At 46.0% G+C, this 11,318-nt stretch carries 12 protein-coding genes, 2 tRNA genes and 1 riboswitch; of the genes, 1 reads left to right on the top strand and 13 read right to left on the bottom strand.

The features are described 5' to 3' along the window. Window positions 1–277: 277 nt before the first annotated feature. The 13 genes from FGQ85_RS12170 to FGQ85_RS12110 form a co-directional block, all read right to left on the bottom strand. Window positions 278–366 (bottom strand) — tRNA-Ser (locus tag FGQ85_RS12170). A gap of 18 nt (window positions 367–384) precedes the next feature. Continuing rightward, a tRNA-Ser gene (locus FGQ85_RS12165) sits at window positions 385–470 on the bottom strand. A gap of 151 nt (window positions 471–621) precedes the next feature. Further along, window positions 622–1,326 (bottom strand): 2-C-methyl-D-erythritol 4-phosphate cytidylyltransferase, encoded by a 705-nt coding sequence (ispD, locus tag FGQ85_RS12160; RefSeq protein WP_138373575.1) that lies wholly within the window; start codon window positions 1,324–1,326, stop codon window positions 622–624. Between the two features lie 15 nt (window positions 1,327–1,341). Next, window positions 1,342–2,370: a tRNA (adenosine(37)-N6)-threonylcarbamoyltransferase complex transferase subunit TsaD gene (tsaD, locus tag FGQ85_RS12155; protein ID WP_087254894.1), complete on the bottom strand. Its 1,029-nt coding sequence runs from the start codon at window positions 2,368–2,370 to the stop codon at window positions 1,342–1,344. Between the two features lie 13 nt (window positions 2,371–2,383). Next, entirely contained in the window at window positions 2,384–3,295 is a 912-nt protein-coding gene (locus tag FGQ85_RS12150) for a ribonuclease Z (RefSeq protein WP_138373574.1), read from the bottom strand. 103 nt (window positions 3,296–3,398) lie between these two features. After that, window positions 3,399–3,638 (bottom strand): hypothetical protein, encoded by a 240-nt coding sequence (locus tag FGQ85_RS12145; RefSeq protein ID WP_087168635.1) that lies wholly within the window; start codon window positions 3,636–3,638, stop codon window positions 3,399–3,401. Between the two features lie 41 nt (window positions 3,639–3,679). After that, window positions 3,680–4,153, bottom strand: a complete 474-nt coding sequence (rimI, locus tag FGQ85_RS12140) for a ribosomal protein S18-alanine N-acetyltransferase (RefSeq protein WP_162610180.1) — start codon at window positions 4,151–4,153, stop codon at window positions 3,680–3,682. Beyond that, window positions 4,140–4,859: a tRNA (adenosine(37)-N6)-threonylcarbamoyltransferase complex dimerization subunit type 1 TsaB gene (gene tsaB / locus FGQ85_RS12135; RefSeq protein WP_087254900.1), complete on the bottom strand. Its 720-nt coding sequence runs from the start codon at window positions 4,857–4,859 to the stop codon at window positions 4,140–4,142. The genes rimI and tsaB overlap by 14 nt, the downstream gene beginning before the upstream one ends. 13 nt (window positions 4,860–4,872) lie before the next feature. Continuing rightward, the gene (trpS, locus tag FGQ85_RS12130) at window positions 4,873–5,958 is read right to left on the bottom strand and encodes a tryptophan--tRNA ligase (RefSeq protein WP_087254903.1); all 1,086 of its coding nucleotides are present in this window, start codon (window positions 5,956–5,958) and stop codon (window positions 4,873–4,875) included. Between the two features lie 2 nt (window positions 5,959–5,960). Next, a complete protein-coding gene (gene tsaE / locus FGQ85_RS12125; protein ID WP_087168639.1) occupies window positions 5,961–6,392 on the bottom strand; it encodes a tRNA (adenosine(37)-N6)-threonylcarbamoyltransferase complex ATPase subunit type 1 TsaE in 432 nt (143 codons plus the stop codon). Between the two features lie 12 nt (window positions 6,393–6,404). Further along, on the bottom strand, window positions 6,405–6,953 hold the full coding sequence (locus FGQ85_RS12120) for a YcxB family protein (RefSeq protein ID WP_171027955.1): 549 nt from the start codon (window positions 6,951–6,953) through the stop codon (window positions 6,405–6,407). A gap of 151 nt (window positions 6,954–7,104) precedes the next feature. Further along, a complete protein-coding gene (locus tag FGQ85_RS12115; RefSeq protein WP_138373572.1) occupies window positions 7,105–7,740 on the bottom strand; it encodes an ECF transporter S component in 636 nt (211 codons plus the stop codon). Between the two features lie 162 nt (window positions 7,741–7,902). Beyond that, window positions 7,903–8,022: riboswitch (FMN riboswitch) on the bottom strand. A gap of 83 nt (window positions 8,023–8,105) precedes the next feature. After that, window positions 8,106–10,265, bottom strand: coding sequence for a Tex family protein (locus FGQ85_RS12110; protein WP_138373571.1), 2,160 nt, complete (start codon window positions 10,263–10,265; stop codon window positions 8,106–8,108). A gap of 149 nt (window positions 10,266–10,414) precedes the next feature. Here FGQ85_RS12110 and FGQ85_RS12105 point away from each other — a divergent pair, with 149 nt between their 5' ends. Next, the gene (locus FGQ85_RS12105; RefSeq protein ID WP_087168643.1) at window positions 10,415–11,023 is read left to right on the top strand and encodes a TetR/AcrR family transcriptional regulator; all 609 of its coding nucleotides are present in this window, start codon (window positions 10,415–10,417) and stop codon (window positions 11,021–11,023) included. Window positions 11,024–11,318 lie beyond the last annotated feature (295 nt).

The following is an 11,318-nucleotide window of genomic DNA, read 5'->3' as shown; positions in this document are numbered from 1 at the left end:
GTTCCTTGTTCTGAATAATTCTCATGAATTTTCAGGGATCGTTGTCTATTGTTCAGTTATCAAAGTTCTTTGTTTTCATTGTCGCTCTCTCGCGACAGCTATACTAGATTATCACATCCGCTCGTTTCTGTCAAGCACTTTTTTTATTTTTTTTAACCACGCTCGTCAGTAAGCTGTTGCGATTCCGCTTTTCTGCATCAGCAGTGTAAGTTTGTTTATTTTACCATCGCAGTTGTGTAATGTCAAGAGTTTTTTTGACATTTTTATTCCTGCGAAACGGAGAAAGAGGGATTTGAACCCTCGCGCCGCTATTAACGACCTACTCCCTTTCCAGGGGAGCCCCTTCAGCCTCTTGGGTATTTCTCCAGGACTGTCTGTATAAAGCGGAGAGGGTGGGATTCGAACCCACGCGCCCTTGCGGACAAACGGTTTTCAAGACCGCCTCGTTATGACCACTTCGATACCTCTCCATACTGCCGTATTTACAAACATTTTCTGTTCGCTCAGCGAACAATAATTATTCTATCAGAAGTGATTCTCCTTGTCAACAAATAATTTACATATTTTGCAACTTTCTTTTCCGGCCTGAAAATGTCTTTCTTCTCAGGGCGCATACACGTTTTATTTTAAAAACACTTTCGCAATTTTCAGATCTTCCGGCGTTGTTATTTTAATATTTTTATAGGATCCTTCCACCATCTTTACAGGGTGCTTCATCACCATTTCCACAGCCATGGCATCATCTGTCACATGACTGTGCGGGACAGCCATCATCTTCCGATATGCTTCTATAATCAGCGGCGCCTTGAAAACCTGTGGTGTCTGTATCATCCACATCTTTTTTCTGTCAGGTGTTTCTTCTGTTTCCAGATTCTCATTAACAATTTTGATCGTGTCTTTTACCGGCATTCCCGCTACACATGCCCCGCTTCGTCTCACCTCTTCATAGGTGCGTTTTAATATAGAATCGTCTACAAGAGGTCTGGCTCCGTCATGGATAAATACATAGCTCTCTTCCTTATCTTCCATCTTGTCAACTATCTGAAGCGCATTCCAGACAGAATCATACCGTTCTTTTCCGCCTTCTGTAATCTGTGTCACTTTCTGGAATCCATAAAAGTCTACAATTGATTCTCTTACCTGGTCTTTTTCTTCTTTTCCTGATACAAGTATGACCTGATCGATCACTTCTGATTCTTCAAACGCCTTCAATGTATAATAAAGTACCGGTTTCCCGCACAAATCCATATACTGCTTTTGAATGGTTCCGCCCATTCTCTTTCCCTGTCCTGCCGCAAGCACGACCGCAATCCCTTTTGCTTTCATGGCTCCTCCTGCTTTCTAACGCTCTCCCAGTTTCAGATTCGGCACTGCGTTGAGATCCCATCCGCTTCGGATTCCGTTTTTATAATCATAGTATCCCGCTGCTCCGATCATAGCCGCATTATCCGTGCAGAGAATCGGAGAAGGATGGTAAAATTCGATTCCTCTTTCCTGACATGCCTGCCCCATAGCTGCGCGCAGAGCAGAATTGGATGCGACGCCTCCTGCAATCGCCAGTTTCTTCAATCCATAGTTTTCGACTCCGATCATGGCATGGTCTACCAGCACATCGGTCACCGCTTTCTGGAAGGATGCCGCAATATCTGCCCGGTTATATTCAATCTGTTTCATTTTACACCCATTGATATAATTAAGCACTGCAGATTTTACTCCGCTGAAACTGAAGTCGTATACCGAGTCTCCGACATGCGCTCTTGGAAATTCAATAGCATTCGGATCTCCCTCTTTTGCAAGCTTGTCGATTTTCGGGCCTCCCGGATAGCCAAGATCAATGGCACGGGCTACTTTGTCAAACGCTTCCCCTGCCGCATCATCCTTCGTTTTTCCGAGAATTTTATATTTTCCATAGTCTTCCACACATACAAGATGTGTATGCCCTCCGGATACCACCAGACACAGAAACGGTGGTTCCAATTCTTTATTCTCAATATAGTTTGCTGAGATATGCCCTTCAATATGGTGCACTCCGATCAGAGGAAGGTTTCTGGCGTAGGCAATCGCCTTCGCTTCAGCCACTCCCACAAGCAGTGCTCCGACAAGTCCCGGTCCGTATGTCACCGCTACCGCGTCAATATCATTCAGGGTACACTTTGCTTCAGAAAGTGCCTCTTCGATTACCTGGTTGATTTTCTCTATATGTTTTCTGGAAGCAATTTCCGGCACAACTCCTCCGTACAGCTTATGCAGGTCAATCTGAGAGGAAATGATGTTGGAAAGAACTTCTCTTCCATTTCGCACAACTGCCGCGGCTGTCTCATCACAGGAGCTTTCTATTGCCAGTATTGTAATATCTTTTTCTTCGCTCATCTTCCTACCTCCATTACGATTCCGGGAAATCCAGATCTACGCTCATCCGGTCTTTTCCCGCCTTTGCGTAAGGAAAAATCTTCCGTACTTCGTCCATGTATTCTTCCGGTCTTGTCAACGACGGGCTGTAATGTGTCAGCCACATCTCCTTTACCTCTGCCTCCCTGGCGAGTTTCGCCGCCTCGTAAAAGGTCATATGCTTATATTCCACTGCCTTTTTCGCCTTCTCCGGCTCACCGTACATTCCCTCACAGATAAATAAATCCGAACCTTCGGCATTTTCACGGATCGATTTTGTCGGCCGTGTATCGGTACAATATGTAAGTTTGATCCCTTTCCTCGGTGGTCCAAGCACCATGCCCGGTGTGTAAATCCGGTCTCCGTCTTCGATGGTCTCCCCTTTTTGGAGAAAGCGCCAGAATTTCTGAGGAATCTCGTGACTCGCGGCACGTTCTACATCAAATCTGCCGGCCCGGTCAATCTCGATCGTATATCCGTAACAGGTCACGTTATGGTTTACCCGGAAAGCGCGGATCCGATATCCTTCCATCTCAAACGTCTGCTGCGCCTCTGTGATTTCCATAAAACGCAGCTCAAAAGGTAGTTCCGGTGCAATAATGCGCAGTGCATTCACTACCCGTTCCAGCCCTTTCGGCCCGATCAAGGTGAGGGGCTCCTGCCTGTCCGCATTCCCCATGGTAAGCAGAAGTCCGGGAAGCCCGCTGATGTGATCTCCATGAAAATGAGTAAAGCAGATCACATCAATCGGCTTAAAACTCCATCCTTTTTCTTTGATCGCTATCTGTGTTCCCTCTCCGCAGTCGATCAGAATACTGCTTCCATTATAGCGCATCATCAGTGACGTCAGCCAGCGATATGGGAGCGGCATCATGCCGCCGGTTCCCAACAAACAAACATCCAGCATTTTTTCTCTCCTAACTGTCCTAGCATTGACTTTTCTTCCACAAAAAGAGCAAGTCTTTTATTCTCAGTAAAGAACAGCTGCATACCGGGAGGGGACTGTCTGGTCAGACTTCATTTTCCTTCTCCACCGGAATCACAAACTGCGAAACCATCCTGTCATAGCATTCCTCGCAAAGATCAAAACGGTGCACCTCGTTGTCCTTATTAGAAAAATATCCCCATCTTTTTTCTACAGAAATAAGCCCTTCCCGTATTACGCCATCCTTTATCTTGATTTCTTTTCCACACCCGTTGCAGAAAATCGTTTCTGTTTCTCTTCTTTCTTTCATCGTATAGCGGCGCATACAAATCCCTCCACTTTCGTTTCGCTTTTGTTACGCCTTTATTATAGTCTGTCCCGTTCTTCCTGTACACCGGAAACGGTTTCCAGACTTCTTGTCATCAGAACCGCATCCTCTTTCGGATTATCGTAAAATCCTTTTCGGATTCCGACATCCCGGAACCCCTTCTTTTGATAGAGGGCGCGTGCTGCCATATTACTTTTCCGGACTTCAAGATGCCATACGGCAGTTCCTTTCAATGCACCTTCTGAAATTACGGTGTCAAGAAGAAAGCCTCCTGTTCCTCTTTCCCTGAATCCGGTGTCAACGGCAATCCGAACAACTTCACTTTCATCAAGTACTGTATAAATCACAATGTACCCGACAATTGTTTTCCTATCCTCTGCCACGTAGATTTCCGCCGTTTTCTGGCACATCGTCTCCCGGACTGCATCTTCACTCCACGCATCAGAAAAAACAGCCCGTTCTATCTCTGCAATCCGGGCTGCATCTTCTTCATTGGCCTTACGGGCAATCATGTTGTTGTTCCTTTTCTCGTTCCAGTCTCTCCCTCTCCGCCTGGGACATCCTGAGATAGTCCGGTTTGTGATCCCGCGCATGCTCTGTCTTTCCCTCTTTCGCATAAACCAGTCCAAGCGCGCCGACTGCCGCCGCACTCTGCCTGCACATATGAGGCGGTGCAAAAACATAAGGCACTTTTACTGTCTCCTCAATTTTCTCCCGGTATACAGGCACTCCGTCCCCGAGAAATACAACGCGTTCTCCAAGCTCATTGAGCATTCCGGCAAGGACGGTAATGTCCTCCGCCAACTGCTCTTTTACTGTTTCAAACTTCTCTTCAAACCGGTAGATTCCTGTGTACACCTGATTTCTTCTTGCATCCATGATCGGACAGATCAGCCCGCTGCATCCGAACATTCGGTATGCCATGGCATCGACCGTCGGCACATGGATGAGCGGCTTATCAAGTGCAAGTCCCAGTCCTTTCGCAGTCGCAGAACCGATCCGAAGTCCGGTAAAAGACCCCGGCCCTCCTGCAACAGCAATCGCATCCACCGACCCGAGAGAAAGTCCGGTCATCCGGACCGCCTCATCAAGCATCGGCAGCAATGTCTGGGAGTGTGTCTTTTTATAATTCATCGTATATTCAAACAGGATCTGTTCGTCTTCCACAACAGCCACGCTTGCTGTCAGGCCCGAACTGTCCAGTGCCAGTATCCGCATAATAACGCCCCTTCTATTTCTGGAATCGCTCTGCCTGCTCTCTGATCAGCTCGGCATCATCGAAATAATTGATCTTCATGGCAGCCTTCACTTCAGAGAGTGTCTTTGCCGCTACTTCTTCCGCTTTCTCGCTTCCCTTTTTCAGGATCTCGTAGATTGCCGGAATGTCTTTTTCGTATTCTTTTCTCCGTTTTCTAATCGGCTCCAGTTCCTCCTGGATCACTTCATTGAGGAAGCGTTTTACCTTCACATCGCCAAGGCCACCGCGTGTATAGTGGGCTTTGAGTTCATCCAGATTTGCATATTCCGGAAGGAATTCTTCAAAATGACGGTCTTTACAGAATGCATCCAGATAGATAAATACCGGATTTCCTTCCACTTTTCCAGGGTCAGAAACCTTCAGGTGGTTCGGATCGGTAAACATATTCATAATCTTCTTTTTCACATCGTCCGCACTGTCGGAAAGGTAAATACAGTTATGCAAAGACTTGCTCATCTTTGCCTTTCCGTCTGTACCCGGAAGTCTCAGACATGCCTGATTGGATGGGAGCAGAACTTCCGGCTCTACCAGCGTCTCTCCGTAAACGGAATTAAACTTCCGCACGATCTCCTTTGTCTGCTCCAGCATTGGCAGCTGGTCTTCACCGACCGGAACGGTCGTTGCCTTAAATGCGGTGATATCCGCTGCCTGGCTGATCGGATAGGTGAAAAATCCGACCGGAATGCTCGCCTCAAAGTTTCTCATCTGAATTTCGGATTTTACCGTTGGATTTCTCTGGAGCCTTGATACGGTTACCAGATTCATATAATAAAAGGAAAGCTCACAAAGCTCCGGAATCTGTGACTGAATCAGAAGCGTTGCTTTTTCCGGATCCAGTCCGCAGGAAAGGTAATCAAGCGCAACCTCAATAATATTCTGGCGCACCTTCTCCGGATTGTCCGCATTGTCTGTCAGAGCCTGAGCATCCGCAATCATGATAAACACTTCATCATATTTTCCCGAATTCTGAAGCTCTACTCTCCCTTTCAGAGAACCGACGTAATGTCCGACATGAAGCTTTCCAGTCGGTCTGTCCCCTGTTAATATAATCTTTGACATTATTATCCCTCCAGTTTATTGATAGAAATTTTTCTGTAATCAAATCCTTTTTCCAGATCTTTTTCAATCACGATCCGGATTCTTGTTTCCGGTAGAATCTCCTCAATCAGATTCGCCCACTCAATCAGACATACGCCTTCACCGTGAATGTAATCTTCATATCCGATTTCATCCATCTCTTCCACGTCTCCAATCCGATACACGTCAAAATGATAGAACGGAAGACGCCCGTCTTCGTATTCCTGCACGATCGTAAAGGTCGGACTTACAACATCCTCACGTACTCCAAGTCCGTACGCAAGCCCTTTTGTAAAAATCGTCTTGCCGACGCCAAGATCCCCTTCCAGAGTAAAGACATCTCCGCTTTGGGCCGATTCGCCGATTTCTTTTCCGAGCTCAAACGTCTCCTGCTCTGAATATGTCTCTCTTACCATAGTGTCTCCTCCCTATTTTTTCTTTTTCTTCTTTCTTGAAAACAGAAACGGAAGGATCTTACCGGAATTATCCTCAATCAGCTCCTCCGGGAACAATGTCCGCAATGTCTTCTTCAGAGGATCCATCTGCGGTCCGATATCACTGTTCGGGAAAATAAATGCCGCATACGGTGTCTGATAAATCGCCACCAGATTCGGTGTCATCATAACGCGGTACATATCTTTCCACGGAGTGATTTTATTTTTTCCGGCACGCTCTACTCTGAGCCCGTCTTTTTCCAGCGTATAGCGGATCGGCGTGCTGTAGATTTTACTTTTCTTTAACTGACTGGCTGCACTGAACTTTAAGATCGATGGTACAACAAACAAAAGAGTTGCAAAAACAAACACAAGCCCCAGCCCCCAGGAAACCCTGCCCATCGCAAAACTTATAATCGCCCCGATCCAGCAGGCAACTCCCACTACGAGGTATAAAATTCCCTTGATCCCGTGATATGTATGAAACATAAGAAATTCAAAAAGTGCTTCCTGTGTCATTTTCACTTCAAAACTTGGTTTCATCTGTATTCCTCCATATTTCCGAATATTGAAATTATAACGCATCCTGTCCGCGGTTACAACAGCAAGTTTGCGAAGAATCTCCTGATTTTTCCAGGATCAGAAAAACCTCTGCGCACAGCAGAGGTTTCGGTTTAGTAATTTTCTGTCATTTTTACTCATTTACTCTATGGAGGACCGGACTGACTTTCTTATAGATCAAAAGCAGAATTGCCGATACCAGAATACCCTTGATCAGATTAAACGGTGCCACTGCAAGGATCACAAAAGTTGCAACTCCGTCAATTGCCGGATTCAATGCATGCCCCATCTGAACAATCGTATCAAGCGGCATTCCAAATGCTGCAGCATAGGTCGGAAGCAGGATATAGGCATTGAGCACGCATCCGATCAGCGTCATGAATACTGTTCCTGCTGCAAGTCCGATCACCGCTCCCTTTTTTGTGTGCATCTTCTGATAAATCAGACCCGCCGGCACACAGAGACTGCATCCGATCAGGAAGTTTGCGATCTCTCCCACACCGCCTGTTGTAGTCCCATTAATCACGAAATTCAGAAGAATCTTGATACATTCTGTCATAACTCCCGCCACAGGACCCATCGCAAATGTTCCAAGAAGGACCGGAATTTCACTGATATCCAGTTTGTAAAAGCTCGGTACAAAAGGAAGCGGAAATTCAAAAAGCATCAGGACGGTAGCTACCGCTGCAAGCATGCCGACCTGGGCCATCGATCTGACTTTCGTACTGCTTCTTCTTCTTATTTGTGTGTTTTTCTGCGTGTTTTCCATGTTTCTTCTCTCCTTTTTTTGAATGATAGACTCAATTCAGAAAAGAAACTCTTCCTGCCATAAAGTTTCCCTTATGGAAATGGGAATGTACAAAAAAATCCCCGGAACCATATGTTCCGGGGTTTGATGCTCTGCTTCAGATACAGATATCTGACGCTTCGTACATTTCTTCTCTCATCCAGACTGTACTGTCGGTTCCGGAATTGCACCGGATCAGCTGCCAATGGCAGGTCGCGGACTTTCACCGCCGGTTGGGACTTTCACCCGACCCCGAAGAATTTTTTCCTGTTAACATTTAGTATAGAACAGTCTTTTGGAAAATTCAATACCTTTTTGTCTTTTACATTCAGGGTAAGCAGCATTCTTTACCGGATTCCTTTCATAGTAAGCTGAATCCGTTTTTTCTTGAGGTCCACACTCAGTACTTTAACATCCACGATATCACCCACACTGACCGCTTCCAACGGATGTTTGATAAACTTTTTGTCGGTGATTTCGGAAATATGTACCAGACCATCCTGATGAACGCCGATATCCACAAACACCCCGAAGTCAATGACATTGCGAACCGTTCCTTTCAGAACCATCCCTTCTTTTAAGTCTTTCATTTCCAGAACGTCGGTCCTGAGAATCGGTTTCGGCATCTCTTCTCTTGGATCTCTGGCCGGCTTTTCCAGCTCTTTTACAATATCATGCAGAGTGATCTCACCGATTCCAAGCTCTTCTGCCAGTTTCCGGTAGTCGCGGATGGTGGCCGGAAGGGCTGCAAGATTTCCTGCTTTTAAATCCTCTGTTGTGAATCCCTGCTTTTTCAGAAGTTTTTCTACCGCTTCGTAGGATTCCGGATGGACGCTTGTCCTGTCAAACGGATTATCCCCGCCTTCGATCCGCATAAATCCCGCACACTGCTCATATGCCTTCGGTCCAAGTTTCGGCACCTTTAAAAGCTGCTTTCTGTTTGTAAATCTTCCGTTTTCTTCTCTGTAAGCCACAATATTTTTTGCGATTGTGTTTGAGATACCGGAAATATAGGATAAAAGCGGAGCAGATGCCGTATTCAAATCTACACCGACCTTGTTGACACAGTCTTCCACCACGCCATTCAGCGCTTCCGTCAGCTTTTTCTGGTTCATATCATGCTGGTACTGGCCGACCCCGATGGATTTTGGATCAATCTTTACAAGTTCTGCAAGCGGATCCTGAAGCCTTCTTGCAATTGACGCGGCACTTCTCTGTCCCACATCAAAATTCGGAAATTCTTCCGATGCCAGCTTGCTTGCGGAGTACACTGATGCTCCCGCCTCATTTACAATCACATACTGTACGTGCTCTTCCGGGATTTCTTTTAACAGTTCCACAATAAACTGTTCCGATTCTCTGGATGCTGTTCCGTTTCCAAGAGAAATCAGGCTGATATGATACTTCGGAATAATCTTTTTGAGCAGGTCCTTGGATGCCTTGATTTTGGCAGGGGTAGTCGGCGCTGTCGGATAAATCACTGTCGTTCCGATCACTTTTCCGGTCGGATCCACAACCGCAAGTTTACATCCGGTCCGGAATGCCGGATCCCAGCCAAGCACAACCCGTCCTGTAATCGGAGGCTGCATAAGAAGCTGTGTCAGATTTTTCCCGAACACAGCAATGGCCCCGTCCTCCGCCTTTTCCGTAAGTTCATTGCGGATTTCCCTCTCAATGGCCGGCGCAATCAGACGACTGTAGCTGTCCTTGACCGCCTCTTTTAATACAGGTTCTGTATATGGATTATCCCCATGAATAATCTGTTTTTCCAGATAGCGGAGGATTTCTTCTTCCGGCGCTTCCATTCTGACCGTCAGAATTTTTTCTTTTTCTCCCCGGTTCAGAGCCAGAATTCTATGACCGGCAATCCTGGATGCTGCTTCCTCAAACTCATAGTACATCTCATAGACCGATTCCTGCTTTTCATCCTTTGCCTCTGAAACAATCTTTCCTTTCTGGAACGTCATCTTCCGGATTCTCGTCCGGTATTTTGCCTCATCGGAGATCATCTCAGCCAGAATGTCCTGTGCGCCGGCAAGTGCCTCTTCAGGGGAGGCAACATTCTTTTCCTCCGATACATAGGCTTTGGCCGCCTCAATCGCCGGCTCTTTCAACTTCTGTAAAAGGAGAAGCGCCGCAAGCGGCTCCAGTCCTTTTTCTTTTGCGATTGTCGCCCTCGTTCTTCTTTTTGGACGGTACGGGCGGTACAGATCGTCCACCGCCACCTGGGTCTGCGCCTCCTGAATCTGAGCTTTCAGTTCTTCGGTAAGCTTTCCCTGCTCCTCGATGCTTGAGAGCACCTGTGCTTTCTTCTCCTCCAGATTCCGAAGATAAGTAAGTCTCTCATGGAGTTTTCTGAGCTGCTCGTCATCCAGTGTTCCGGTTGCTTCTTTTCTGTATCTTGCAATAAACGGGATCGTGTTTCCTTCATCAATCAGTCCGACTGCCGCTTCGACCTGCCATTTTTTTACATTCAGTTCTTCCGTAATCTTCTGAATAATATCCATTTTTTGATTCCTTTCCAAAAAAGTACTTCCCTGTCATTATAGCGGAAGGTCTTTTTCTGCGCAACTTCATAAAAACAGAGTTTGCTCTGTTTTTCTTGAAATCTGACTCTTCCTATGTTATATTTTGGATGATAAGGAGGGCACTGATTATGAAAGAAACGAACGGACAGACTCTGTCAAAGCAGCAGCAAAAATCTCTTGAAACGAAAAACCGGATCTTTTCCGCCGCGAAGAGTATTCTTCAGAGGAAAGGGTACGATGCACTCTCCATCAAAAACATCTGTGAAGAAGCAGGCGTATCCAACGGAAGCTTTTATCATCACTTTAAAACAAAAGATGACCTGCTTTCCTATTATATAGAAGAACAGCCTACGATCGATCCGGACTGTCTGGAACTCCCGGAAAATGCCGCCGAGGCAAAAAGGGCAATCATTCTTGTCTATCTTAATTATGTCAGCTACTGCAAAGAGCTCGGTGTCGCTTTTATATCCAACTATTACACGCCAAAAAACCAGGCTCTAAATCCGGCCATCCGCACAAAGCGGCCTTATCCGATCGTAACAGTAACGGATTACCTGGCTCGTGCACTGGAAGCCGGCACTGTATCTGCCAGCCTGTCCCTGGATGAGATCTCCACCGATATCCGGATGATTGTCATCGGAAATGTCTTTGAATGGTGTCTGCGGGACGGAAATACAGACTTTGACGGAAATATGGAGCGTTCACTCGGGAAATATCTGGACAGTGTTCTGAAATAGTGTGGTTTCGCTTCCCGTCAGGGAACAAAACAGTTTAGAAATGGCAAAAACCTTTCAGATAAGCGTTTCTGAAAGGTCTTTTCATTTTAGAAGGGAATTTGTAATTCTTACTTTGGTAACTGTTTACCTTTGATGCTTTTATTATATCCCCGGCCCCCTGCAAAATCAAATCGGTTATCCTGATATATTTCTTCATTTATAGGCATTTTCTATGTTTTGTACATTCCTCCCAATTTCATTGTCTATTTTTTAACTTCTATTGTGTATTTTTCTGACATGTTGTAAAATAGAAGTA

The organism is Pseudoflavonifractor sp. BSD2780061688st1 E11 (assembly GCF_005844125.1).
In the GTDB taxonomy this organism is placed as follows: Bacteria; Bacillota; Clostridia; order Lachnospirales; family Lachnospiraceae; genus Sellimonas; species Sellimonas catena.
The sequence above is the reverse complement of the archived record's forward strand: the minus strand, read 5'-3'. Positions and strand labels throughout refer to the sequence as shown.

Coding starts and splice junctions, on each gene's coding strand:
- FGQ85_RS12115 (WP_138373572.1), bottom strand. CDS start 7,740: ATGGAAAACACGCAGAAAAACACACAAATAAGAAGAAGAAGCAGTACG.
- FGQ85_RS12145 (WP_087168635.1), bottom strand. CDS start 3,638: ATGCGCCGCTATACGATGAAAGAAAGAAGAGAAACAGAAACGATTTTC.
- trpS (WP_087254903.1), bottom strand. CDS start 5,958: ATGTCAAAGATTATATTAACAGGGGACAGACCGACTGGAAAGCTTCAT.
- FGQ85_RS12110 (WP_138373571.1), bottom strand. CDS start 10,265: ATGGATATTATTCAGAAGATTACGGAAGAACTGAATGTAAAAAAATGG.
- tsaB (WP_087254900.1), bottom strand. CDS start 4,859: ATGCGGATACTGGCACTGGACAGTTCGGGCCTGACAGCAAGCGTGGCT.
- FGQ85_RS12105 (WP_087168643.1), top strand. CDS start 10,415: ATGAAAGAAACGAACGGACAGACTCTGTCAAAGCAGCAGCAAAAATCT.
- FGQ85_RS12150 (WP_138373574.1), bottom strand. CDS start 3,295: ATGCTGGATGTTTGTTTGTTGGGAACCGGCGGCATGATGCCGCTCCCA.
- rimI (WP_162610180.1), bottom strand. CDS start 4,153: ATGATTGCCCGTAAGGCCAATGAAGAAGATGCAGCCCGGATTGCAGAG.
- FGQ85_RS12120 (WP_171027955.1), bottom strand. CDS start 6,953: ATGAAACCAAGTTTTGAAGTGAAAATGACACAGGAAGCACTTTTTGAA.
- tsaE (WP_087168639.1), bottom strand. CDS start 6,392: ATGGTAAGAGAGACATATTCAGAGCAGGAGACGTTTGAGCTCGGAAAA.
- tsaD (WP_087254894.1), bottom strand. CDS start 2,370: ATGAGCGAAGAAAAAGATATTACAATACTGGCAATAGAAAGCTCCTGT.
- ispD (WP_138373575.1), bottom strand. CDS start 1,326: ATGAAAGCAAAAGGGATTGCGGTCGTGCTTGCGGCAGGACAGGGAAAG.